The 25,272-nt window shown below is 57.7% G+C and carries 24 protein-coding genes; 2 read left to right on the top strand and 22 right to left on the bottom strand.

Annotation, left to right across the window (positions count from 1 at the left end; all coding sequences use genetic code 11):
- Positions 1-3 precede the first annotated feature (3 nt).
- Positions 4-1,149 carry a class I SAM-dependent methyltransferase gene (locus CAP31_RS02235; protein WP_087446046.1) on the bottom strand — a complete coding sequence of 382 codons (1,146 nt, stop codon included), beginning with the start codon at positions 1,147-1,149 and terminating at the stop codon, positions 4-6.
- A 44-nt stretch (positions 1,150-1,193) separates the two neighbouring features.
- On the opposite strand from CAP31_RS02235, the gene CAP31_RS02230 reads away from it, so the two are divergent.
- Positions 1,194-1,934: a pteridine reductase gene (locus tag CAP31_RS02230; RefSeq protein ID WP_087446045.1), complete on the top strand. Its 741-nt coding sequence runs from the start codon at positions 1,194-1,196 to the stop codon at positions 1,932-1,934.
- A gap of 12 nt (positions 1,935-1,946) precedes the next feature.
- Here the strand turns inward: CAP31_RS02230 and CAP31_RS02225 are convergent, their stop codons facing one another.
- A complete protein-coding gene (locus tag CAP31_RS02225; RefSeq protein WP_087446044.1) occupies positions 1,947-3,095 on the bottom strand; it encodes a DUF2863 family protein in 1,149 nt (382 codons plus the stop codon).
- A gap of 98 nt (positions 3,096-3,193) precedes the next feature.
- Positions 3,194-5,902, bottom strand: a complete 2,709-nt coding sequence (gene secA / locus CAP31_RS02220; RefSeq protein ID WP_087446043.1) for a preprotein translocase subunit SecA — start codon at positions 5,900-5,902, stop codon at positions 3,194-3,196.
- A 95-nt stretch (positions 5,903-5,997) separates the two neighbouring features.
- Between secA and CAP31_RS02215 the strand changes: the two genes are divergently transcribed.
- On the top strand, positions 5,998-6,447 hold the full coding sequence (locus CAP31_RS02215) for a DciA family protein (RefSeq protein WP_087446042.1): 450 nt from the start codon (positions 5,998-6,000) through the stop codon (positions 6,445-6,447).
- Between the two features lie 6 nt (positions 6,448-6,453).
- Here CAP31_RS02215 and CAP31_RS02210 read toward each other — a convergent pair whose 3' ends face one another.
- The 19 genes from CAP31_RS02210 to CAP31_RS02120 form a co-directional block, all read right to left on the bottom strand.
- Positions 6,454-6,636 carry a hypothetical protein gene (locus CAP31_RS02210; RefSeq protein ID WP_087446041.1) on the bottom strand — a complete coding sequence of 61 codons (183 nt, stop codon included), beginning with the start codon at positions 6,634-6,636 and terminating at the stop codon, positions 6,454-6,456.
- A gap of 12 nt (positions 6,637-6,648) precedes the next feature.
- Positions 6,649-7,566 carry a UDP-3-O-acyl-N-acetylglucosamine deacetylase gene (gene lpxC / locus CAP31_RS02205; protein ID WP_087446040.1) on the bottom strand — a complete coding sequence of 306 codons (918 nt, stop codon included), beginning with the start codon at positions 7,564-7,566 and terminating at the stop codon, positions 6,649-6,651.
- 77 nt (positions 7,567-7,643) lie between these two features.
- Complete coding sequence (gene ftsZ / locus CAP31_RS02200) at positions 7,644-8,798, bottom strand: cell division protein FtsZ (protein ID WP_087448220.1); 1,155 nt, start codon at positions 8,796-8,798, stop codon at positions 7,644-7,646.
- 56 nt (positions 8,799-8,854) lie between these two features.
- Positions 8,855-10,090: a cell division protein FtsA gene (gene ftsA / locus CAP31_RS02195; protein WP_087446039.1), complete on the bottom strand. Its 1,236-nt coding sequence runs from the start codon at positions 10,088-10,090 to the stop codon at positions 8,855-8,857.
- On the bottom strand, positions 10,087-10,830 hold the full coding sequence (locus CAP31_RS02190; RefSeq protein ID WP_087446038.1) for a cell division protein FtsQ/DivIB: 744 nt from the start codon (positions 10,828-10,830) through the stop codon (positions 10,087-10,089). The genes ftsA and CAP31_RS02190 overlap by 4 nt, the downstream gene beginning before the upstream one ends.
- On the bottom strand, positions 10,820-11,731 hold the full coding sequence (locus CAP31_RS02185) for a D-alanine--D-alanine ligase (RefSeq protein WP_087446037.1): 912 nt from the start codon (positions 11,729-11,731) through the stop codon (positions 10,820-10,822). The genes CAP31_RS02190 and CAP31_RS02185 overlap by 11 nt, the downstream gene beginning before the upstream one ends.
- On the bottom strand, positions 11,728-12,660 hold the full coding sequence (gene murB, locus CAP31_RS02180; protein ID WP_087446036.1) for a UDP-N-acetylmuramate dehydrogenase: 933 nt from the start codon (positions 12,658-12,660) through the stop codon (positions 11,728-11,730). The genes CAP31_RS02185 and murB overlap by 4 nt, the downstream gene beginning before the upstream one ends.
- Before the next feature lies 1 nt (position 12,661).
- Positions 12,662-14,059: a UDP-N-acetylmuramate--L-alanine ligase gene (gene murC, locus CAP31_RS02175; RefSeq protein WP_087446035.1), complete on the bottom strand. Its 1,398-nt coding sequence runs from the start codon at positions 14,057-14,059 to the stop codon at positions 12,662-12,664.
- Complete coding sequence (gene murG, locus CAP31_RS02170) at positions 14,056-15,144, bottom strand: undecaprenyldiphospho-muramoylpentapeptide beta-N-acetylglucosaminyltransferase (protein ID WP_087446034.1); 1,089 nt, start codon at positions 15,142-15,144, stop codon at positions 14,056-14,058. Before murG ends, murC begins: the two co-directional genes overlap by 4 nt.
- A 2-nt stretch (positions 15,145-15,146) precedes the next feature.
- Positions 15,147-16,307, bottom strand: a complete 1,161-nt coding sequence (gene ftsW / locus CAP31_RS02165; protein ID WP_087446033.1) for a putative lipid II flippase FtsW — start codon at positions 16,305-16,307, stop codon at positions 15,147-15,149.
- The gene (gene murD, locus CAP31_RS02160; protein ID WP_087446032.1) at positions 16,304-17,650 is read right to left on the bottom strand and encodes a UDP-N-acetylmuramoyl-L-alanine--D-glutamate ligase; all 1,347 of its coding nucleotides are present in this window, start codon (positions 17,648-17,650) and stop codon (positions 16,304-16,306) included. The genes ftsW and murD overlap by 4 nt, the downstream gene beginning before the upstream one ends.
- Positions 17,651-17,660: 10 nt before the next feature.
- Complete coding sequence (gene mraY, locus CAP31_RS02155) at positions 17,661-18,746, bottom strand: phospho-N-acetylmuramoyl-pentapeptide-transferase (protein ID WP_087446031.1); 1,086 nt, start codon at positions 18,744-18,746, stop codon at positions 17,661-17,663.
- On the bottom strand, positions 18,746-20,098 hold the full coding sequence (murF, locus tag CAP31_RS02150) for a UDP-N-acetylmuramoyl-tripeptide--D-alanyl-D-alanine ligase (RefSeq protein ID WP_369802427.1): 1,353 nt from the start codon (positions 20,096-20,098) through the stop codon (positions 18,746-18,748). The genes mraY and murF overlap by 1 nt, the downstream gene beginning before the upstream one ends.
- Positions 20,095-21,567, bottom strand: coding sequence for a UDP-N-acetylmuramoyl-L-alanyl-D-glutamate--2,6-diaminopimelate ligase (locus CAP31_RS02145; protein ID WP_087446030.1), 1,473 nt, complete (start codon positions 21,565-21,567; stop codon positions 20,095-20,097). Before CAP31_RS02145 ends, murF begins: the two co-directional genes overlap by 4 nt.
- Positions 21,564-23,309, bottom strand: a complete 1,746-nt coding sequence (locus CAP31_RS02140) for a penicillin-binding protein 2 (RefSeq protein WP_223247335.1) — start codon at positions 23,307-23,309, stop codon at positions 21,564-21,566. Before CAP31_RS02140 ends, CAP31_RS02145 begins: the two co-directional genes overlap by 4 nt.
- Positions 23,306-23,590: a cell division protein FtsL gene (gene ftsL / locus CAP31_RS02135; protein ID WP_087446029.1), complete on the bottom strand. Its 285-nt coding sequence runs from the start codon at positions 23,588-23,590 to the stop codon at positions 23,306-23,308. Before ftsL ends, CAP31_RS02140 begins: the two co-directional genes overlap by 4 nt.
- Complete coding sequence (gene rsmH / locus CAP31_RS02130; protein WP_087446028.1) at positions 23,587-24,513, bottom strand: 16S rRNA (cytosine(1402)-N(4))-methyltransferase RsmH; 927 nt, start codon at positions 24,511-24,513, stop codon at positions 23,587-23,589. Before rsmH ends, ftsL begins: the two co-directional genes overlap by 4 nt.
- Positions 24,510-24,956, bottom strand: coding sequence for a division/cell wall cluster transcriptional repressor MraZ (gene mraZ / locus CAP31_RS02125; protein WP_087446027.1), 447 nt, complete (start codon positions 24,954-24,956; stop codon positions 24,510-24,512). The genes rsmH and mraZ overlap by 4 nt, the downstream gene beginning before the upstream one ends.
- 121 nt (positions 24,957-25,077) lie before the next feature.
- The gene (locus tag CAP31_RS02120; RefSeq protein WP_087446026.1) at positions 25,078-25,269 is read right to left on the bottom strand and encodes a hypothetical protein; all 192 of its coding nucleotides are present in this window, start codon (positions 25,267-25,269) and stop codon (positions 25,078-25,080) included.
- Positions 25,270-25,272: the final 3 nt, after the last annotated feature.

Below are 25,272 nucleotides of genomic sequence, written 5' to 3'. Positions count from 1 at the left end.
TGCTCACAAACGCCGGCGCTGATCGCCTTGCGCAAATCCCAGCAGAGGTATATCGAGGCCGCGCGTCCATGCCATCACTTTAAACAGCTCCCCCATTTCCGCAGGGCTCATCAATTTTTGCACGGCCGTGACTTGAGGAATATAGGCCGCGACATCGGTTGCCGGCGTTTGCGCAAGCAGGTCAGTGATGCCGCAATTGATGAGGAATTGCGCCTGACTGGTATAACCGGCCAGGCTTAAACCTGCATCGATGCCGGCCACCGCCATTGCAGTAAAATCGACATGTGCGGTGATGTCCTGCAAACCCGGAAAATGGAATGGATCATCATGCGCATGCTGACGATAATGACACATGATGGTGCCCTGATCGCGCTGCGGATGGTAGTACTCACTCTCGCCGAAACCGTAGTCAATCATGACAATAGCCCCAGCGGTCAGGCATTGGCCCAAGCTGCTGATGAACCCTTGCGCAGCCAGACCCACCTCGCTGATATACTCGCCAGGCACCTGCAACGCTTCTGCCTGCTCGCGCAAGCGTCCGGCTGGCAGGACGCGATCGCCCCACCCGAATCGCTCGCCCTCCCGGACCACGCCACGTTCGGCTATGCCGCCATCATGCCAGTGCAGCACATGGACCGGCATGGCATCCAGTACCTCATTGCCGATGATGCAGCCGTTAAACGCATTCGGCAAACGATCCAGCCACACTACGCGCGCCGCCCACTCGGGCAACTCGGTCGCCAGCAAGCGCTGCTGGCGCTCACGCAAGTCGGCGCTTACTTCCAGGATGCAATAGCGCTGCGGCATGCTATCCAAACGCGCCAGTTCTGCCATGACATCGCATGCCAGACGTCCGCTACCTGCCCCCACTTCCAGTACATCACCGCCCGTCATCTTCAACACCTGAGCGATCTGCTGTGCTAGGCTACGTCCAAACAGCGGCGAGATTTCCGGTGCGGTTACAAAATCCCCAGCCGCGCCGAATTTTGCTGCCCCCGCACTGTAATAACCCAGCCCTGGTGCATAGAGCGCAAGCTCCATATAGCGCGCGAACGAAATCCAGCCATGTTCTGCTATTTCACTCGCAATATGCTGGGTAAGCTGCGTGCTGATCGTTAACGCAGCAGGGGTAGGGGCGGGTAGAGACATCGTATTGGCTAATGGTAAAATGACGTAAGCATAAAGGAAATATGATGCAAGGCAAAACAGTATTGATCACCGGAGGCGCAAAACGCGTAGGCGCAGCCATCTGCCGGCGCCTTCATCGGGCCGGCGCCAATCTGATGGTGCATTACCGTTCCTCGGTGACCGAAGCGCGTGCGCTGCAAACCGAGCTCAATGCCATCCGCGCAGGCTCCGTCACGCTGATCCAGGCCGACCTGCTCGACTGCGACAGCTTCCCCAATCTGATTCAGACCACACTCTCCAGTTTTGGCCAACTCGACGTACTCATCAACAATGCTTCCAGTTTTTATGCCTCGCCGATAGGCGCCATCAGCGAAAGCAACTGGCTGGATTTGATCGGCACCAACCTCAAGGCCCCGCTGTTTCTGGCTCAGGCTGCCGCTGCCGAATTGCGCCGGCAGCAAGGCTGCATCGTCAATATCACCGACATTCATGCGGAACGGCCGATGAAAAATTACGTGATTTACAGCATCGCCAAAGCCGGGCTGGTCGGGCTGACCCGCTCACTGGCACGTGAATTGGGGCCCGAAGTGCGCGTCAATGCTGTCGCACCCGGCCCTATCATCTGGCCGGAAGATGCGCCGGATCTGGACGAAGTATCGCGCCAGCGTATTATTTCGCACACCATCCTCAAACAGGCCGGCGATCCGGACGACATCGCCAAGGCCGTACATTATCTGGTTGCCGAGGCCAACTATGTGACCGGACAAGTCATTAACGTCGACGGCGGCCGTAGCGTCCGGCTGTAAACACCAGCGGGTTCAATGCAACTGCGGCAATGCGCTGTCCGATTCCGGCATTTCCGGATGCACCAGCTCTGCATCGGCATTCGGAAACAATGGCGTACCGCAATCATCGCAATATTCCATCGGCATTGCTGTCGTCAATACCACAGTCTTGCCCAGCGCGCCCAGTTCGTGCTCGATTTGACTGAGAATATCGCTCTCTTCGCTTTCATCGCCGATCAGCGGCCATACCACGCCGTGCAGCACCTGTGGCGAGCGCAGCAAACCGAAACCGATGCGATACTCTTCCAGCACCTGATCGTAGAATGGCGCAATCACTGCGCGCAATTCACCGGGTTCAACATTCAGCATCGTGCACAGATAGGCGATGGCCGCCTGCAGGGAAAAAGCCCGCGCTTCATGTTCCAGCTTGCGCCACGCGCTAAAAAACGCGTTAGGCAATAGCCCTTGAAAATGGCAACCGGGCAGCATCGCTGCAAAAGTGGATTTGGTATGCAACTGCCAGGCCTGCAACGCTTCACTCTGAGTGATATCGGCCTGCTGCCAGCGGAATAACGGCGCTCCTTTGTCCACGACGACTGCGGCAAAGATATAACGCACATCTGCAACAAATTCTCCTGCGGCGATCAATTCCGAGCTGTCCAGATGCAGATCCTGTCCATCGGCTGCGCATTGCGCCAGTTGCTGCAGCAGCGCCCGGGTCTCGGTGAATCCGCGCGGCAATTGATCCGGGCTAAACAACACATCGGCAATCGCCAGCCGCGCAGAATCCGCCAGCACATGCGTCATCATCAGTTCGTGCAATTCCCGCAAGCGCGGCTTGCCGATCTGACCGGTGGGAATGGCGTAACGCGACCATACCAGCAAAGGGATCGCGATCAGCACTGCATCCGCAGCATCCGCATCGACGATGCTTTCCGCATAGCTTTCGATCAATTGCGCCAGCACATCGCATGCGGGCGGATTCTCCGTCCACAGATAATCCAGCGACTGCTCCAGCATTTCGTTCTGTTTTTTCTGGAACAAAGTCGCGATCAGTCTATTGATCTGCTGTTGCCATGACTGGCTTTCCAGCAGGCTGCCCGATGTGTGCAAAGCCAGCGCAAGCCGGACCAATTTGGTCGATTCACGAGTGAGCCGTGGGGATGCGGTAATGCGTTTCATGGACAGGTACCGAAAGGAAAAACAAAACACCGACTGCTTGATCTGGCTGACCAATCACATCGGTGTTTACAGTAAATTGCGCTGCGCCCTGGTTGCGATTAGCTCAATTTGCCATGGCAGTGCTTGAATTTTTTACCGGAACCGCACGGGCATGGATCATTGCGGCCGACATTGGCATATTGGGAAGGTACCTTTTCGTTGATTGGCTCGTCTTCCCCTGCCAACGCCTCATCATAATCGGCATGATGATATTCGACGTTAGCCAATGATGCTGGCGTCTCTACAGCCTCGATATCGGCTTCGGAATGAATCTGCACCGTCAACGTGATCTGCGTGACTTCGCGCTTGATTGTCTCCAGCATCGCCGAGAACAGATCGAATGCCTCGCGCTTGTATTCCTGCTTGGGATTCTTTTGCGCATAACCGCGCAGATGTATGCCCTGGCGCAAATGATCCAGGGCCGCCAAATGCTCGCGCCAGTGGGTATCAATATTCTGCAGCATGACCGCGCGTTCAAAATGGTGCATGCCGGCATCGCCGACGGCGGTCAGTTTATCTGCGTAAGCCGCATTTGCCGCATCGACTATGCGCTGCTGCAATCCTGCCTCATCCAGCGCGTTATCCTGATCCAGCCATTGCTGCACAGGCAATGACAGTTGAAATTCGCTTGCCAGAACCCGCTCCAGCCCGGCCACATCCCACTGCTCGGCCATGCTGCCGGGAATGACATACTCACCGACCACGCTACGCAGCACATCCTCGCGCATGGCGTTAATGGTTTCCGACACGTCCTGCGTTTCCAGCAACTCGTTGCGCTGCTGATAAATCACTTTGCGCTGATCGTTGGAGACGTCATCGTATTCCAGCAGTTGCTTGCGCATGTCAAAGTTGCGTGCTTCGACCTTGCGCTGCGCATTCTCGATTGCGCGCGTCACCCACGGATGTTCAATCGCTTCGCCTTCCGGCATTTTCAGCTTGTCCATGATGGCGCCGACCCGGTCGGACGCAAAAATGCGCAGCAACGGGTCTTCCAGCGACAGGTAGAAACGGCTGGAACCGGCATCGCCCTGACGACCGGAACGGCCGCGCAGCTGATTATCCACGCGCCGCGATTCATGACGCTCGGTGCCAATGATATGCAAACCGCCTGCCGCCAATACGGTTTCGTGCACAGCTTGCCATTTGGTCTTCATCGCATCGCTGCGGGACAGCTTTTCCGCATCGGACAATGTCTCATCCAGCCGAATCGCATCCAGTTCGCGCTCGATGCTACCGCCCAGCACGATGTCAGTACCGCGACCGGCCATGTTCGTTGCAATGGTAATCGCCTTGGGCTGACCCGCTTGCGCGATGATTTCAGCCTCGCGGGCGTGCTGCTTGGCATTCAATACTTCATGCGGCAATTTTGCCGCCTTGAGCAGGCTGGACAGATACTCGTTATTCTCGATCGACGTCGTACCAACCAGTACCGGCTGGCCGCGCTGGTAGCAATCGCTGATGTCGTTGATGATGGCCTGGTATTTTTCGCGTGCGGTACGGAATACCTGATCCATCTTGTCTATCCGCACCATGGGTCGATGCGTCGGGATCACTACCGTTTCCAGGCCGTAGATCTGCTGGAATTCGTAAGCTTCAGTATCTGCCGTGCCGGTCATGCCTGCCAGTTTGGTAAACATGCGGAAATAGTTCTGGAACGTGATCGATGCCAGCGTCTGGTTCTCTTTCTGTATCACCACGCCTTCCTTGGCTTCCACCGCCTGATGCAAGCCTTCCGACCAGCGCCGTCCGGACATCAAACGGCCGGTGAACTCGTCGACGATGATCACTTCGTTATCCTGCACCACATAATGCTGGTCGCGATGATACAAGGCATGCGCGCGCAATCCGGCGTAGACATGATGCATCAGACCGATATTGGCCGCCTCATACAGGCTGGAGCCGACCGGCAACAAACCCGCATCGGTCAGCAACTGTTCGGCATGTTCATGACCGGCTTCGGACAGCAGCACCGTATGCGCTTTTTCATCGACCCAGTAATCGCCGGAGCCGTCCTCCTTTTCCTGCCGGGTAAGATGCGGAATGACCTTGTTGACTGTCAGATACAACTCGGTACTGTCATCCGCCTGACCGGAAATGATCAGCGGCGTCCGCGCCTCGTCGATCAGAATCGAATCCACTTCATCGACGATGGCGAAATTCAGCCCGCGCTGCACTTTTTCATGGGTCTGATACACCATGTTGTCGCGCAGATAGTCGAAGCCGAATTCGTTATTGGTGCCGTAGGTAATATCCGCTCCGTAGGCCGCCTGCTTTTCTTCATGCGGCATTTGCGAGAGATTGACGCCCACCGTCAATCCGAGGAAGCCGTGAATCCGACCCATCTGTGCCGCATCGCGGCTCGCCAGATAATCATTGACGGTAACGATATGCACGCCTTTGCCGGACAGTGCATTCAGATAAGCCGGCAGGGTCGCCATCAGGGTCTTGCCCTCACCGGTACGCATTTCAGCGATCTTGCCGTCATGCAGCACCATGCCGCCTATCAGCTGTACGTCGTAATGGCGCAACCCCAGTACACGCCGCCCTGCTTCGCGCACTGTGGCAAAAGCCTCCGGCAACAGCTGATCCAGCGTTTCACCTTTTGTAAAGCGGGCTTTGTATTCATCAGTCTTGGCTCGCAAATCAGCATCAGACAAGGCTTGCAACCCCGATTCCAACGCATTGATCGCATGAACTTTAGCCACATACTGCTTAACCAGACGGTCATTACGGCTACCAAATACTTTTTTCAACAGAGATGAAATCATGGCAATGGGATATATTTTGTTACGTTGCGTGAAAATCAGAACATGTTACCATATTCGCAGTATCATTCCGAATCGCTTTATTGACAGTATCCTGGATGACGAATTTTCCTGCCCAAGCCCAGCGCGCTCATCGTTTTATCGGTACGGATAATCGCTTGCGCATGTTACAGACGCATGTCAATGAAATCCTGCGGCTGCAGAAAGTCTGGCACACCATCGTGCCCAGCGGGCTGGCCAGCGTATCGCGCATCGGACAAATCGATGCCGACACCGTCAGCATTTACTGCGATCACGGTGCCGCTGCGGCGAAGCTGCGCCAGCTCATCCCCAGCATCAGCAATGCATTGGCAAAACAAGGCATATTAGGACAGACCATCCTGGTCAAGGTGCGCACCAACGCCATTCCCAACCGTTATCGCGAACCCAATAAGCCCAGCATCAGCACAGCAGGCCTGACAGAACTCAAAAATCTGCACACGGAACTCGAAGCGGGGGAATTAAAGGATGCGCTGGCGAACCTGTTGAGCAAGCATCTGGGCAAATAACACCCGTCAAATCAAAACCAGACGTTCTGCAACAATCAGCGCGCCGAAAACCACGATCAGGATCACCCCGAACTTGAGCACCTTCCAGACAAAACGCAGATAGCGTTTGTCGCCGGTCAGAAAATACAAAGCGCCTGAAAGTGCAAGCGCAATACAAGCCAACACGAACAGCAGGCGAATGATGATCATGGGAATCGCAGGCTAGGTAGCCAGTTGCGGATGCAGCTGGCGGATACCGGCAGGAGCGAGTTTCTCGTCGTCAAAACTGACATACTCCCATGCGCTCTGGTCTTGCAACAAAGTGCGCAGCAGACGGTTATTGAGTGCATGACCGGATTTGTAGGCATAGAAAGCGCCTATTATCGGATGCCCGACAATGTACAGATCGCCAATCGCATCCAGCACCTTGTGTTTCACAAACTCATCCTCGTAACGCAAGCCATCGCTGTTCAACACCCGGAATTCGTCCATGACGATCGCATTATCCAGGCTGCCGCCCAGCGCCAGTCCATTCGCGCGCAACCACTCCACTTCCTGCATGAAACCGAAAGTACGGGCACGGCTGACTTCTTTTACATAGGAAGTCTTGGCAAAATCCAGGCTGATTACCTGACTCGATTTTTCAAATACCGGATGTTTGAAATCGATGGTGAACTCGATCTTGAATCCGTCAAACGGTTCGAAGCGCACGCGCTTGTCCCCTTCCACCACTTCAACCGTTTTCCTGATCCTGACGAAACGCTTCGCCACGTTCTGCGGTTCAATACCGGCTGACTGGATCAGGAACACAAAAGACGATGCCGAACCATCCATGATCGGCACTTCAGGGCCATCGAGATCGACATAGATATTATCGACCCCCAGCCCGGCGAGTGCCGACATCAGATGCTCTACCGTAGCGACGGTAGCCAGACCATTGTCCAGCGTCGAACATAAACGGGTATCACCCACGTGATCCGCCGCCACGACGATGTCGACCGGCTCAGCCAGATCCAGACGTCGAAACACCACCCCCGTATTCGGCGCAGCGGGGCGCAGCACCATGCCGACTTTTGCACCGGTATGCAGCCCCACGCCTGTGGCGCTTATGGTATTTTTTATAGTACGTTGCTGAATCATGTGCGTAATGGATCAATTAATTCAGCGCATTATAGCCTGAATCAATTAAAACCCAAAAACTCCCCTTTTGCTATCGTTTAGTCGGCCTGTTTGCGCAGAAATGCCGGGATATCCAGATATTCCATACCGGACTGTTTCAGCGCCTCCACTTGAGCCTCGCGCCGATTGCTGCGGAATACCGTAGGTTCGGCTTCGGCGGTTTGATAATCGACCGTCGCAGCTGAATAATCATCGGTACCGGTTTTGACGATCACCGGTTTCGGCTGCTGACGCGCTATCGGGCTACCCAGACCGGTGGCAACGATGGTCACACGCAATTCGTCGCCGATATTCTCGTCGATCACGGTACCCACGATCACGGTCGCTTCCTCTGCGGTAAAGCCCTTGATGGTGTTCATGACTTCGTAGTATTCCTTCATCTTGAAGGAAGTGGAAGCCGTCACGTTCACCAGCACGCCACGCGCACCTGCCAGATTCACGTCTTCCAGCAATGGGCTGGCAACGGCCTGTTGCGCAGCGATACGAGCGCGATCCGCACCCACAGCAGCCGCAGAACCCATCATCGCCATGCCCATTTCCGACATCACCGTCTTCACGTCAGCGAAGTCAACGTTGACCATGCCTGGGCAATTTATCACTTCGGCGATACCGGCAACCGCGCCGTGCAATACATTGTTGGCAGCCTTGAATGCATCGAGCATCGAGACGTCTTCACCCAGCACCTGCATCAGCTTCTCGTTCGGAATCACGATCAGCGAATCCACATGACGCGATAACGCCTCGATACCGGCGTTGGCCAAACGTACACGCTTGCCTTCGAACAGGAATGGCTTGGTCACCACGGCGACGGTGAGTATGCCCATTTCCTTGGCGACTTCGGCCACGACCGGCGCTGCGCCGGTACCGGTACCGCCACCCATGCCCGCGGTGACAAACAGCATATCGGCACCATCGATCAGCTCGGCGATGCGCTCACGGTCTTCCAGCGCGGCTTCGCGGCCGACTTCAGGATTCGCGCCAGCGCCCAGGCCGCGGGTAACGCCAGTACCCAGCTGCAATTGCACTTTGGCTTTATTGCGTTGCAATGCCTGGGCATCGGTATTGATGCTGATAAATTCCACGCCTTCGACGCCGCAATCGATCATGTGATCGACCGCATTGCCGCCGCAGCCGCCAACACCGATAACTTTAATTACTGCATCCTGGGTCAACGTATCCATAATTTCAAACATGCTCATCTCCTTTATCCGTGTACAAATCAAAAAATGCGCTCAATTAACCAACCAGTTTAAAAATTCCTGAACCAACCTTTCATGCGCTCGAATACCTGCTGCATCGACGTCCCGGACAATTTCATCGGTTGTCGTCGATCCTGCTGGTCCAGACCCGCCAGCAACAACCCCACGCCGGTGGCGTAGCGTGCGTTATGCATTACCTCCGACAAACCACCTTCGTATTGCGGCAAACCCAGACGTACTGGCATATGAAAGACCTCCTCACCCAGTTCAACCATGCCCTGCATCGCTGCAGAGCCCCCTGTAATCACGATGCCGGAACGCATCAGCTCTTCAAATCCGCTGCGACGCAATTCCGCCTGCACCATCTCGTACAACTCCAGCACCCGCGGCTCGATGACCTCTGCCAGCAACTGCCGCGACATCTGCCGGGCACCGCGCTCACCGACCCCTGGCACTTCCAGCATGTCATGCGCGCCTGCGAGCTGACGCAAGGCGCAGCCATGAGCGATCTTGATGTCTTCGGCATCTTTCAGCGGCGTGCGCAAAGCCAGCCCGATATCATTGGTGATCTGATCGCCGGCGATAGGTATCACCGCGGTATGGCGTATCGCGCCCTGGGTAAACACCGCGATATCGGTAGTGCCACCGCCGATATCCACCAGTGCAACCCCCAGATCCTTTTCGTCTTCGGTCAGTACTGCCATCGCGGATGCCAGCGGCTGCAGCACCAGATCGCTCACCTCCAGTCCGCAGCGGCGCACGCATTTGATGATGTTCTGTGCCGCCGATACCGCGCCGGTCACGATATGCACCTTGACTTCCAGACGTACGCCGCTCATGCCCAGCGGCTCGCGCACATCCTCCTGACCGTCGACCAGGTATTCCTGCGGCAGAATATGCAGAATCTGCTGATCGGTCGGTATATTGACCGCACGCGCGGTTTCGATGACCTTGTCGACATCGAACTGCGTCACTTCCTTGTCCTTGATAGGCACCATGCCGTGCGAGTTAAAGCTCTTGATATGGCTGCCGGCGATGCCGGTATAGACTTCGGTAATCTTGCAATCCGCCATTAATTCAGCTTCTTCCAGCGCGCGCTGAATCGCGTTGACGGTCGATTCGATATTCACTACCACGCCCTTCTTCAACCCGCGCGAGGGATGGCTGCCCATCCCGACCACTTCCATGCGCCCTTCGGGCAGTATCTCCGCCACGATAGCGATGACCTTGGAGGTGCCGATATCCAGACCTACGATTAATTCACGTGCATCTCTTTGCCTGCTCATACTGATTTCCCCTGTCCTTGCACCGCTGGTGCCTTGTTGCCCGGCTTGGTTGCCAGCAAACGCACCGCAAAACCTTTCGGATAACGCAGATCGACCTCGGCCACAGGCACGCCCAACTGCGCCATTGCTGTCGGATACAGGTTTACCCAGCGTGTCAGACGCTCAGCCACATGTTCCCGGCCAAGCGCGATGTTCATGCCGTTATCCAGCGTCACCCGCCAACTCCGTCTATCGTTCAATGTCACCGCAACCGGACGCGCCTTGAGCGGCGTCAGAATGCGGCCAAACTCCATCCATGCCTGCGCGACTTCATGTTCACTACCCGCAGGCCCGCTCAGATGCGGCAAATTCAGATCGCATGCAGCCTTGAATACTTCGCCGTAGCTGTTCAGCAATGCATCATCATTCCAGCGCGCCAGCGGCTGATGCTCCTCCAGCTTCACCACCAGACCATCCGGCCATTGCCGACGCACGCTCGCATCGCGCACCCACGGCAACTTGATGAAAGCCGCCCGCGCCGCATCCAGATCGGCCGAAAAAAAGTTGCCGGTCAAACGTTCCCGCACCACCAGCTTTGCCTGCTCCGCGGTAACATGTTGCGCGCCCATGATATCGATCTCGCGCAGGTCGAAACTGTCCAGCCGCGACGCCATGACCAGCCCCGCCCACAGCAGCAGCGCCAGAGTCCCCCACAACGCAAGCCGCGTGAGTTTGGCCAGTGCGGCTTCGTCATCCCACACGGGCCTGCTCCAATATTGCCAATACCAGCTCGTCGAATGTCATCCCTGCCGCCCTCGCCGCCATCGGCACCAGACTGTGATCGGTCATGCCCGGCGACGTATTCGCCTCCAGAAAGTACGGGGTGCCCGCTGCATCCAGCATCACATCCAGCCGCGCCCAGCCGCGACAGCCCAGCACATCGAAGGCTTTTTTGGCGAGGCGCTGTATCGACTGCTCCTGCTCCGTCGCCAGCCCGCAAGGGACCCGGTATTCCGTGTCGTCGCGCAAGTATTTGGCTTCAAAATCGTAAAATGCCTTCTTCGGCACCAGCCGTATCATCGGCAACGCCTTGTCACCGAGGATCGCGCAGGTATATTCGCCGCCTTCGATAAACTGCTCGGCCAGCACCAGCGCATCGAACTGCGCCGCCTTTTCCCACGCTGCGCGCAATTCGTCCGCCTGCGTCACTTTGCTCATGCCGATACTGGAACCTTCACGCGCCGGTTTCACGAAGATCGGCAATCCCAGCCGCGCCACGACCGCATCAAAATCGGTATGCTCATCCAGCAATGCGTAATCCGGCGTCGGCACGCCTGCCGCCTGCCACAACAATTTGGTGCGCCATTTGTCCATCGCCAGCGCCGACGCCATCACCCCGCTGCCGGTATAAGGGATATCCATCAAATCGAGCGCGCCCTGTACGGTACCGTCTTCGCCGAAGCGGCCATGCAGCGAGATCATGACCCGATCAAAACCCTGCGCTGCCAATGCTGCCAGATCCTGCTCGGCGGGGTCGAAGGCATGCGCATCCACGCCCTGGCGTTGCAACGCGGCCAGCACCGCATGGCCGCTGTTCAGCGACACCTCGCGTTCAGCCGAGCGCCCGCCCAATAACACACCCACTTTTCCAAATCGACTCATGCGTTACCCTTTGCTCTATCGCCTATCACTCGTACTTCCCGTTGCAATACCACTCCGCATTGCTCTGCTACCGTCGCTGCTACGAGATCGATCAAATCTTCTATATCCGCTGCCGTTGCATTACCTGCATTCACGATAAAATTCGCATGTTTGGCCGATACTTCCGCACCGCCTATACGCTTGCCTTTCAACCCGCAGCTTTCAATCAGACGCGCTGCGTAATCGCCTTCCGGATTACGGAATACCGATCCGGCATTGGGCTGACCCAATGGCTGACTGGCGATACGGCGTTGCAGCAGTTCCTTGATCACCTGCTTCGATGCCACACCATCGCCTGTCTGCAATTCAAACCAGCCGCCGACAAACCATTCTTCAGCCTGCTCCAGCAATGCGACATGCCGGTAATCCAGCGCATATTCGCTGCGCTCGCGCTGCCGCAGATGTCCTTGCCGGTTCATCGTCAGCGCCCGTACTGCAATCTGCCAGGTTTCGCTGCCATAACAGCCGGCATTCATCGCCAGCGCACCGCCAACGGTGCCGGGGATGCCGGCCATGAACTCGGCGCCTACCAGATCATGTCCCGCAGCAAACCGCGCCAGTTTCGGTGCAGCCACGCCAGCCTCTGCATAAATCACAGCGGACGTATCCGTCCTGCTCTCCAGACGAATCTCGCGCAGCGCGCCATGCAACAGAATCACGGCGCCGCGCACACCGCCATCGCGCACCAGCAGGTTACTGCCCAGCCCTACGCAATACACCGGCATATCCGCCGGCAGGCTGCTCAGATACGCTGCCATATCGGCTACATCCACCGGCACGTAAACCTGCTCGGCCACCCCGCCTGCACGCCAGCTCACGTGCCCGGCCATCGACTCGTTACGGCGCAATTCGCCGCGCAATCCGGCCTGTTCCAGCAGCGCCAATGTCATTTCAGCGCACACGCGCCACCTCGGCGATTTGTCCCGGCGTCGCGCCGATCGAACCGGCGCCCATCGTCAGTACTACATCCCCGTCCTGAACATTGGCCAGCACCATGTCCGGCATATCCGCAATCTGTTCCACGAAAATCGGCTCAACCTTGCCTGCCACCCGTATTGCCCGAGCCAGCGCACGGCCATCTGCCGCCACAATCGGGGCTTCGCCGGCGGCGTACACTTCCGCCAGCAACAGCACATCCACGCTGGACAGTACTTTTACAAAATCTTCGAACACGTCGCGGGTACGGGTATAACGATGCGGCTGAAATGCCAGCACCAGGCGCCGCCCCGGGAACGCCGCACGCGCCGCCGCCAGCGTAGCTGCCATCTCTACCGGGTGATGGCCGTAATCGTCCACCAGGGTAAACGTGCCGCCTCTTGACAGCGCCATTTCGCCGTAACGCTGGAAACGCCGCCCAACCCCGCGAAAATCCGCCAGCGCCTGCGCAATGGCCGTTTCCGGCGCGCCGACTTCCAGCCCGATCGCTATCGCAGCAAGTGCGTTCAGCACGTTGTGTATGCCGGGCAGATTCAGGGTGACATCCATCACATGACGGCCGCCGCCGTTGATGACGCTAAAATGCATTTGTCCGCCGTCGTGACGCACATCGACCGCGCGGATATCAGCTGTTTCGCTCAGGCCGTAACCGGTGACCGGTTTTGTAATCGACGGCATGATGGCGCGCACATTGGCGTCATCGATGCAAAGCACGGCTCTGCCGTAAAACGGAATATGCTCGACAAAATCGACGAATGCCTGCTTCAGCCGGCCGAAATCATGGCCGTAGGTTTCCATATGATCGGCATCGATATTGGTCACTACGGCGAGTACCGGAGTCAGGTACAAGAACGATGCATCCGATTCGTCCGCCTCGACCACGATGAATTCGCCCTGTCCCAGACGCGCATTGGCACCGGCGGCTTCCAGCCTGCCGCCGATCACGAAAGTCGGGTCCATCCCTGCCTGAGCGAGGATGCTGGCGACCAGCGATGTCGTCGTGGTCTTGCCGTGCGTTCCGGCTATCGCGATGCCCTGACGCAACCGCATCAGCTCCGCCAGCATGATTGCCCTTGGTACCACCGGAATGGCGAGCTCGCGCGCAGCGATTACTTCCGGATTATCTGCCTGCACGGCAGTCGAGGTCACGATCGCATCGGCGGCACCGACATTGGCGGCATCGTGACCATGAAACACAGTAATGCCCAGACTACTCAAACGACGGGTTGCAGCATTGTCGGCCATATCTGAACCGGTCACGATAAAACCGAGATTGGACAGCACCTCGGCAATACCGCTCATGCCCGAACCGCCGATGCCGACAAAATGTATTTGTTTGACTTTATGTTTCATTTAACTAGCTCCATACACACTTGCGCGACTGCCGCTGTGGCGTCGGGCTTGGCCAGGGACCGGGCCTGCTGCGCCATGCGTGCCAGCTGTTCGGGCTGCAATTGCATTAACACTGTCGCCAGCCGTTCTGCGCTCAAACCGCTTTGCGGCATCAGCAGCGCCGCTCCTGCCGCCACCAGGAATTGCGCATTGGTGGTTTGATGGTCATCCACTGCATGCGGATAAGGCACCAGCACCGACGGTACAGCGGCCGCCGCCAGCTCCGCCACCGTCAACGCCCCGGCACGGGTAATCGCCAGGTCGCACCAGGCATACACTTCCGCCATGTCGGCAATAAAATCGCGCACATCCGCATCCACGCCAACCGCGGCATAATTGTCACGCAGCGCGGCCACATGCCGGGTTCCCGCCTGATGGATGACTTCGGGGCGCTGTGCCTCGGGTATCAATGCCAGCGCCTTGGGCACCGTATCATTCAGCGCGGCCGCACCCAGACTGCCGCCCACCACCAGCAAACGCAACCGCGTCCGTGCGGGTGTTGCTTTCATGGGTAACGCAGCAATGCTGGCGCGAACCGGATTACCCAGCCACAGACTCGCAACTTTACCGCATGGGATGGGCTTGTCCTGCGGGTTGGCAAATGCGCCAGGAAACCCTGCCACGACCTTGTCCGCCAGACAGGCCAGCACCCGGTTACTCAATCCGGCGATCGAATTCTGTTCATGTATTACCAGCGGCTTGCCTAACAGCACGGCCATCATGCCGCCGGGGAAACTCGGGTAACCGCCCATGCCCAGCACCACATCCGGACGATGCCGCAGCAACGCGCTCAGCGCCTGTGCAAAAGCGATCAGCAGCATTGCCGGCAACAGCAATTTACGCAGCAAACCGTTGCCGCGGATGCCGCCCATCGACAGCCATGCCATCGGGTAGCCATGCTCGGGCACGATGCGCGCTTCCATACCGTTGCGGGTGCCCAGCCAGACCACTTGCCAGCCCTGGTCGCGCATCGCTGCCGCGACCGCCAGGCCAGGATAGATATGCCCGCCTGTGCCGCCTGCCATGACCATGAGTGTGCGCGCCATGATCAGGTCCCCTTCTTTCCGCGTTTCAGGCTGCGCGTTTCGTAATCGACCCGGAGCAATATGGCGATCGCCATGCAGTTCGCGACGATGCCGCTGCCGCCAAATGACAGGAACGGCAGGGTCAGCCCCTTGGTCGGCAACAGCCCCACGTTCACGCCGATATTGATACTGGCTTGCACGCCTATCCACACACCGATGCCCATCGCGGTCAGCGCGCAGAAATGGCGTTCCATGACCGCAGCCTGACGTCCGATCTGGAATGCGCGCACCACCAGCCAGGCAAATAGCGCGATCACGATCGCCACTCCGACAAAGCCCAGTTCTTCGGCAATGACCGCCAGCAGGAAATCGGTATGCGCTTCCGGCAAATAGAACAGTTTCTCGACGCTGCCGCCCAATCCCAGCCCGGTCCACTGGCCGCGACCGAACGCGATCAGCGCATGTGACAATTGGTAGCCCTTGCCGAACGGATCCGCCCATGGATCCATGAAGCCGACGATCCGCTGCAGGCGATAAGGCGAACTCCAGATCAGTCCGATGAAACCCACCACCAGCAGCACGATCAGCCCGGCGAAAATACGCAGATTCAACCCGCCCAGAAACAATGCCGACATCGCGATCGCGATAATCACCACGAACGCGCCGAAATCCGGCTCGCGCAATAGCAGAAAACCGGTAAACAGAATCGCGATCAACATCGGCAGGAAACCCTGCTTGAAGCTATGCATGAACGCCGCCTTGCGTACGGTGTAATCCGCGGCATAAATCACCACTGCCAGCTTCATCAGTTCTGACGGCTGCAGATTGAAAAAGCCCAATGGCAACCAGCGCTGGCTGCCGTTGACGTTGCGGCCCACGCCCGGAATCAGCACCACCGCCAGCAATACCAGCCCGCCCAGGAACAGCCATGGCGCAAAACGCTGCCATTCGCGTATCGGCACCAGAAACGTGACATAACCTGCGACCAGTCCTATCGTGATGAACATGGCATGACGCATCAGGAAAAAGGTCGAGTGATGCCCGGTTGCGCGGTTTGCCTCGGCAATATCGATCGACGCCGAATACACCATCACCAGTCCGAATGCGAGCAATGCGATCGTCAGCCATATCAGCACGAAATCGTATTCCGCCACATCGCGCCGGGATCTTGCAGGGGCGTTCATGCCGCACCTCGCTCAATCAACTTCACCGCTGCAATAAACACCTCAGCCCGGTGCGCGTAATTCTTGAACATGTCGAAACTGGCGCAAGCTGGCGACAGCAGCACCGCATCGCCCGGCTGCGCCTGTGCATAGGCCAGCTCCACTGCCTGCGACATGCTCTCGGCGCGCAATATGGGTACTTCTGCCGGAGCAATCGCAGCGGCGATCAGATCACCATCGCGACCGATCTGTATCACTGCGCGCACAGACTGCCTGACCGCTGCCGCCAATGGCGTAAAATCCTGGCCTTTGCCATCGCCGCCGACGATCAGTACCACCGGCTTATCCATGCCCTTCAAGGCCGCTTCGGTCGCACCGACGTTGGTGCCTTTGGAATCGTCGTAGAAACTGATCCCAGCTACCGTCGCCACCCACTCCACACGATGCGGCAATCCCCTGAACTGGCGCAGCGCGCCGAGCAACGGCGCCTCCGGCAATCCCATGGCCTGACATAACGCCAGTGCCGCCAATGCATTCGCTGCATTATGCAGACCCGCCAGCGGCAATTCGCTGACCGGCATCAATTTGTGTTTGCCGCGACACAGATAGCCGTCACATACGCCAAAATCCTGATCGCTTTCGCTTGTATTCAGACCGAAGGTCAGTACGCCGCGATCCTGCCGCGCCATGGCCATGCTGCGCGCATCGTCGCGGTTGAGCACCTGCACGCCACCAACTTCGAAAATACGCGCCTTGGTTGCCGCATAGGCATCCAGACTCGCATAGCGGTCGAGATGATCTTCGCTGATATTCAGTACCGTAGCGGCGACCGGATTCAGGGTATAGGTGGTTTCCAGCTGAAAACTCGACAATTCCAGCACGAATACCTCGGTTTCAGGGTAATCATCCAGCGCGTCCAGCACCGGCAATCCGATGTTGCCTGCCATCACCGTCTTTTTGCCCGCGGCGCTGCACATGGCGGCCACCATGCTGGTCACAGTGCTCTTGCCGTTCGAACCGGTGATCGCAATCACTCTGACCATAGGCGGCAAAGCCTGCGCAAACAATTCCACGTCGCCCCATACGGCGATGCCACGGCGCATTGCCGCCTGGATCAGGTCATGTGCCAACGGCACGCCCGGGCTGATGATGATGCGGTCGGCCCACAGAAAATCCGCTTCGACGAATTCACCCGTAGTCACGGCAACTTCCGGCAGCGCTTGTTGCAAACGCGGCAAATTGACGGGGACAGTGCTGGTATCGGCGACGCGCAGATCGGCACCGCGGCGCGCCAACCACCGCGCTGCTGCCAGACCGCTGTTACCCAGTCCAAGAATCAGGATATGTTGCCCGTACCAGTTCATTGCTATCGCTTTACCGTATTTTCAATGTTGATAAACCAATCAGCACCAGCATCATGGTGATAATCCAGAATCGCACCACGACCTGCGTTTCCTTCCAGCCCTTCAATTCGTAGTGGTGATGCAGTGGCGCCATGCGGAATACGCGTTTGCCGGTCATCTTGAACGAAGCCACCTGTATCATCACCGACAGCGTTTCCACCACGAATACCCCGCCCATCACGAACAGCACGATTTCCTGGCGCACGATCACCGCCACCACACCCAGTGCTGCGCCCAGCGCCAGCGCACCGACGTCGCCCATGAACACTTCCGCCGGATAGGCGTTGAACCACAGGAATGCCAGACCGGCGCCGACGATGGAAGCGCAGAACACCACCAGCTCGCCTGCCCCGGGGATGTGCGGGATGCCCAGATATTTAGAAAACACCGCATGCCCGGCGACGTAAGCGAATACTGCCAACGCAGATGCCACCATGACCGTGGGCATGATCGCCAGCCCGTCCAGACCATCGGTCAGATTGACGGCGTTGCTGGAGCCGACGATAACGAAATATGTCAGTATCACAAAACCTATCGTGCCCAGCGGAATGGCAACGTGCTTGAAAAACGGCACGATCAGCTCGGTTTGTGCCGGAAGCGCGGTGGAATACGCGATGAACAATGCAGCGCCGAGGCCGAACACCGATTGCCAGAAATATTTGGCTTTTGCCGACAATCCTTTCGGATTGCGATATACCACCTTGCGATAGTCATCGACCCAGCCCACTACGCCAAAGCCGAGTGTGGTCAGCAGCACGACCCATACATAGCGGTTCTCCAGATCGCCCCACAACAAGGTGGAGATCGCAATGGATACCAGGATCAGCGCGCCGCCCATGGTTGGCGTGCCGGCTTTCACCAGATGCGTTTGCGGACCGTCATCACGCACCGACTGGCCCATTTTCATCGAAGTCAGCTTACGTATCACATAAGGACCGACCATGAACGAGATGGTGAGCGAAGTCAGCGTTGCCAGCACAGCGCGCAAGGTAATGTAATTGAAGACGTTGAATGCGCGCACGTCAGACGCCAGGTGTTGAAATAGCCATAGCAACATCAGGCTTCCTCCTCTAAAGCTTTAACCACGCGTTCCATCTGCATGAAACGCGACCCCTTGACCAACACCGTCACCTCGGCTGCCAATTGCGGCAACAGGGTAGCTGTCAGTTCTTCTGCGTTATTAAAATGCCGGGCTCCGTTACCGAAGGCGGCTACTGCATGCCGGCTCAATTCCCCAAGGGCAAACAAACCGTCTATCCGGGCGCACTTGGCCAGCTTGCCGATTTCGGCATGCATCTCCGCTGCATCAGCACCCAGCTCTCCCATATCGCCCAGCACCAGCAAACGAGTACCGGACGCTGCCGCCAGCACCTGTATGGCTGCCTTGGTGGAATCGGGGTTGGCGTTATAGCTGTCGTCAATCAGGACAGCGCCATTAATCGCCTGTTTGCGTTGCAGGCGGCCATACACGCCCTTGTAACCCTGCAGTCCGGCCACAATCGCTGCGCCGCTGATCCCCAAAGCCAATGCGGCCGCCGTAGCCGCCAATGCATTCATGACGTTGTGTTCGCCCGGCACCGGCAAGCGTACCGCCAATTGCATATTCTGGGCGCTGATCTGCATATCGTTATAGTCCGCATATGCCACATAGCTGCCGCGTACTGCCTGTGCATGCCGCAAACCGAAATCCATCACGGTATGCGTGCCGGCTGACTGCCGCCATAACGGTGCGAACTCATCGTCAGCGTTGATGACCACGATACCCTGAGCAGGCAGACCCGCCAGTATCTCGCCTTTAGCCGCGGCGATCGCAGCCACCGAACCCAGCATGCCGATGTGGGCCGTACCCGCATTGTTAATCAAGGCCACATCGGGTTGCGCCAGCCGGGTCAGATAATCGATCTCGCCCGCCCGATTCATGCCCATCTCGATTACGCCGTACTGATGTCCGCTGCGCAAGCGCAGCAGCGTCAATGGCATACCGATATCGTTATTGAAATTGCCCTGCGTCGCCAGGACCGCATCCTCGCCGACTGCCGCACGCAATATCGCCGCCAGCATTTCCTTGACTGACGTCTTGCCGCTGCTGCCGGTCACACCGACTATGCGTGCCGGCATCTGGCGCCGCCAATAGGCCGCAAGCCAGCCCAAAGCCAGGCGTGTGTCGGCAACCACCAGCGCGGGAGAGATATCTGCCGCACCCTGCTCATCCAGCATCACGGCGGCGGCACCGGCATCCAGCGCGGCCTGCGCAAACTGGTGACCGTCGAATTTTTCGCCGCGCAACGCCACGAACAGGTCGCCGGGCTGTATCTGCCGGCTATCGGTCGTTACACGGGCAAACGTCGCAGTACCGCGTACCTGTGCGCCGAGCGCCTGGGCCGCTGTGGCGATGGTCATCATGTTCATGCGCGCACCTCCAGGGCTTGCCGGGCGACCGACAGATCGCTGAATGGGTATTTGACACCCGCTATTTCCTGATAATCCTCATGCCCTTTGCCGGCTATCAATACCACATCGCCTGCCTGTGCCTGCTTTATGGCCCCGGCGATGGCCTGCGCCCGATCGGCTGCTACCATTTCATTTCCATTCATTCCTGCGCGTATCGCGGCAATAATCGCTTGCGGATCTTCGCTGCGCGGGTTATCCGAAGTCACCACCGCCCGGTCGGCCAGACGCATGGCGATCGTACCCATCAGCGGACGCTTGCCGGCATCGCGCTCACCACCGCAACCGAACACGCACCATACCTGCCCTGCCGGATTCAGCTCACGCAGACTCGACAGTACTTTTTCCAGCGCATCCGGCGTATGCGCATAATCAACCACCACCAGCGGCTGTCCGTTGCCGCCTATCGCCTGCATGCGCCCGGCAACCGCGCTGACCGCAGACAATGCGGCAACCGCATCGTCGAGACCGACCCCGCTCACCAGCAGGGCAGCAAGACTCGCCAGCAGGTTGTGCGCGTTAAAACGGCCCAGCAGGGGAGAATGCAGTGCGGCACGACCCCAATCGCTTTCCACTGTCATTGCCAATCCGGCGGGAGACAATTGCAGGCGGCTGCCGCGTACGTTGCCGCGTTCGAAACCATAACCGACCACCTGCACCGGGCCATGCTGATGTTTCGACGCCAGCTCGCGACCGAATTCGTCATCGAGATTCAGCACCGCGTAGTGCAGATCCGGCCACGCAAACAAATGCGCTTTGGCTGCGGCGTAACTCGCCATATCGCCGTGATAATCCAGATGGTCGCGCGTCAGATTGGTCAGCACCGCCACATCGAACTGCACGCCATTGACCCGGCCCTGATCCAGCCCATGCGACGACACTTCCATCGCCACCCCGACCGCACCTGCTGCACGATATTCCGCCAATGCCGCTTGCAGCACTGCCGCATCCGGCGTGGTATTGCCGGTATAGTCCAGATCAGGTGGAAAGCCGTTACCCAGCGTACCGATGACGGCCGTCTTGCGGGCAAGTGCCGACAAGGCCTGAGCCAGCCACTGAGTGCACGAGGTCTTGCCATTGGTTCCGGTAACGCCTATGACCCATAGATCGCGCGACGGATCACCATATACTTGTGCCGCGATTTCACCGACTTTGTCTTTCAAATCCGTTACCGGGATATTCAGCACACGGCCGAATTCCGCAGGCCATACGAAACCCGCCTGCTCCCACAATATCGCCGCAGCGCCCGCGGCAATCGCCGCTGCGATATAACGCCTACCATCACCCGCTTCTCCAGGGTATGCGGCAAATGCCATGCCTGGTCTGACCTGCCGGCTGTCCGCTGTCAATCCGCTTAGCGCGATGCCTTGACGCAGCAAAGCCGCCAGGATTTCGGCGGCATTATGGTTATGATTGGCGGTGCGGCTCATGTTGTCTCATCCTCGCCCACCACCGTGGTGGGCAACGGTTGGTGCTCTATGGGCTTGTCGGGTGCCACATCCAGCATTCGCAATGCGCTTTCCATGACTTTTTTGAATACCGGCGCCGACACTGTACCGCCGTAATATTGTCCGGCTGAAGGCTCATCGATCATCACCGCAATGATCAGGCGCGGATTACTGGCCGGCGCAAAACCGATGAACGAGGCAATGTATTTGTCCGAAGAATATCCGCCACGATCCGGTTTGTGCGCAGTTCCGGTTTTACCTGCCACGCGGTAGCCTTCCAGCGCAGCCTGCGGCGCGGTGCCTTCCGGTGTGATCACGCTTTCCAGCATCGGGGTCAATGCATCGGCACTTTGTGCACTGAACACGCGCACGCCGGCGGTGCTCGGTTCGGTCTGTTTGAGCATGGTGACCGGCTTCATCACGCCATGATTGGTAAACACCGTATAGGCGCGCGCCAGCTGCAGCAAGCTCACTGATATGCCGTTACCGTAGGACATGGTCGCCTGCTCTATCGGACGCCAACGCTGATAGGGACGCAAGCTGCCCGATGCAGCGCCGGGGAAACCGACCTGCGGCACTGTGCCGAAACCGGCTTTGTGCAATGCCGTCCACATGTATTCGGGCGTCATCGACAACGCCATTTTCGATGCGCCGACGTTGCTGGATTTCTGGATCACTTGCGAGACTGTCAGCATGCCGTGCGGATGCGCATCATGGATAGTCTTGGTACCCATTTGCAAGCTGCCGTTGCCGGTATCGATCAGGGTGTCGGGGCGATACTTGCCCGTATCCATTGCCGCAGCCACAGTAAATGGTTTCAAGGTTGAGCCAGGCTCATATTCGTCAGTCACGGCATGATTACGCATTTGCCACGGCTTCACACCCTCGCGGTTATTCGGATTAAATGACGGCACATTGGCCAATGCCAGAATCTCGCCGGTCTTCGCATTCAACACCACGATGGCGCCCGCCTTGGCCTTGTTGGCCAGCACGCCTGCCTGCAGTTCGCGGTAGGCAAGATATTGCAGGCGCATATCTATCGACAGCACCAGGTCGTGCCCGGGCTTGGGACTCAGTATCCCTTCCACGTCCTCAAATACATTACCCTTGCGATCTTTCAGCACGCGCCGGCTTCCCGGGATGCCTGCCAGCCAGCTTTGATAGGCCAATTCCATGCCTTCCTGGCCGTTATCATCAATATTGGTAAAACCCAGCAAGTGCGCTGCGACTTCTCCTGCCGGATAGTAACGGCGGTATTCGCGCTGCAAGGACATTCCGGCAATGCCGAGCTTGGCGACCGACTCCGCCTGATCAGGCGGCAAACGGCGCTTCAGGTAAATGAATTCGCGGTCTTTTTGCGCCAGCTTGGCTTGCAGTTCCGATACCGGCATCTGCAATACCGACGCCAGCTTCTTCAATTGGCTGGCGCTGATTTCCACCGCAGACGGATTGGCCCACAACGACTCTACCGGCGTGCTGATTGCCAGCGGCTCGCCATTACGATCGGCAATCATGCCGCGATGCGCAGGCAACTCGACCACGCGACTGGCTAGCGCGTCGCCTTTGCGTTGCAAGAAATCATGATGTAAACCCTGTAAATACACGGCGCGCCCTGCCAATACCAGCAACCACAATAAAATCAGACCCAACACCAGCCGTCCCCGCCATTGCTGCAAATGCAACTCCAGCAAATGGCTGACCGGACGTGCTGCAATACGGCTCACGGCCGCACCTCAGGCGCTTTCCCGAGGAAAACGACCCGCATATGAGCCGGATCAGGCAGCTGCATCTGCAAGTTTTCCGTCGCAATCTTTTCCACACGGGCATGCATCGCCCAGGTGCTTTGCTCCAGCTGCAACTGCCCCCATTCCACCTCCAGCTGATGCTGGCGGGTCTGCGCCTGCTCCAGCTCGACAAAAGCCTTGCGCGCCCGGTGCTGACTCGTCACCACACCCAACGCACACATCACCACCACAAACAGCAGGAACAAATGGCCACGACTCATAGCGCTTCCATCACGCGCATCACTGCACTGCGCGCCCGCGGATTGGCAGCGACCTCATCGGCGTCAGGCCGGATCGCACGCCCGACCAACCGCATTTTGGCGGCCGGAATATCCGCTGCACGGATCGGCAAGCGTGCCGGCAATACCGGCGGACTTGACCATTCGCGCATGAACCGCTTGACGATGCGATCTTCCAGCGAATGGAAACTGATCACCACCAGCCGGCCGCCGGAAACCAGCAAAGCGGCACATCGCGGCAATGCTAGCGACAGCTCCTCAAGTTCACGGTTGAGGTAAATCCGTATAGCCTGAAAGGTGCGGGTCGCCGGGTTCTGCCCAGGCTCACGGGCAGGGACGACGGACGCGACGAGTTGCGCCAGATGTTTTGTGGTTGTGAGCGGCGCAATTGCTCTTTGCGCCACAACCGCTCTTGCAATCGCCCTAGCATACCGCTCTTCACCATATTGACTAATGACCTCTTTTAATTCTGTTTCACCGACCTGCGCCAGCCATTCCGCCGCCGTTTGTCCGCGCGTAGTATCCATCCGCATATCCAGCGGCGCATCGAAACGGAAACTGAACCCCCTTGTCGCGTCATCCAGTTGTGGCGACGACACCCCCAAATCCATCAGCACGCCATTCACCTGCGTGATCCCGCGCTGCGCCATTTCCTCGGCCACATGCTCAAAGCCGCTGTGTATCAGGGTAAAACGCGTATCGGCCAACCCCTTCCCGGCCGCTATCGCCATCGGATCCTTATCGAAGGCAAACAGCCGCCCACGTTCACTTAACTGCGCCAGAATGTGCCGGCTATGCCCGCCCCGGCCAAAAGTCGCGTCGATATAGAGGCCATCCGGCTGAATATTCAGTGCTGCAACAGCCGCCTCGAGCAGTACCGTCTCATGCTGCAAGCTCTCGCTCACAACGAAAACCCTGCCAGTTCATCAGGCATATCGCCATCTTTGAACGTTAACGCCAGATCCATCTGCTCTTGCCAGCGCGACTCATTCCATAATTCAAACTTTGCACCCTGACCGACCAGCACCACGCTTTTTTCCAGCGCCGCAAATTCACGCAGCATGGCCGGCAACAGGATACGGCCAGTCGTATCCAGCTCCAGGTCTGCCGCATTACCTACCAGCAAACGCTGCAAACTTCGGGTCTGCGGATTAAAACTGGATAGACTATTGAGTTTTTTCTCGATCGGCTCCCACTCCAGCAACGGGAACAACAACAGGCATTTGCTGGGATCTGCGGTGACGACGACACGCCCGTCCCCTTGCGCCGACAGCACGTCACGATACCGCGACGGCACGGCTAGCCGCCCTTTGGTATCCAAACTGAGTGTCGTCACGCCACGAAACATGCCTTGCCTTTATCAAAATCGCGAAGGAAAAATCTCCACTTTTCACCACTTTTTACCACTTATCACCACTATAGATAATAAAAATGGGAGGGTCAAGCAAGAAACGCGGTTTTTTTAGATATTACAAGGACTTACAAGCATTACCAAATGCTAATAAACAATCAAAATTAAGCACATAGCTCACATACTGAAAGTACATCATGAAGACTATGAAAATCGGCATGGCCAGTACGGCAAAATGCGTTTGCATATCCGCTTTCCAGACAGGAAACAGACGCATGGCCTTACTTGCCAAAAAGAAACGGCGGGGCATTAC

Source organism: Sulfuriferula sp. AH1, assembly GCF_002162035.1.
In the GTDB taxonomy this organism is placed as follows: domain Bacteria; phylum Pseudomonadota; class Gammaproteobacteria; order Burkholderiales; family Sulfuriferulaceae; genus Sulfuriferula.
Note: the sequence above shows the minus strand (reverse complement) of the source record. Positions and strands in the feature narration are given on the sequence as shown.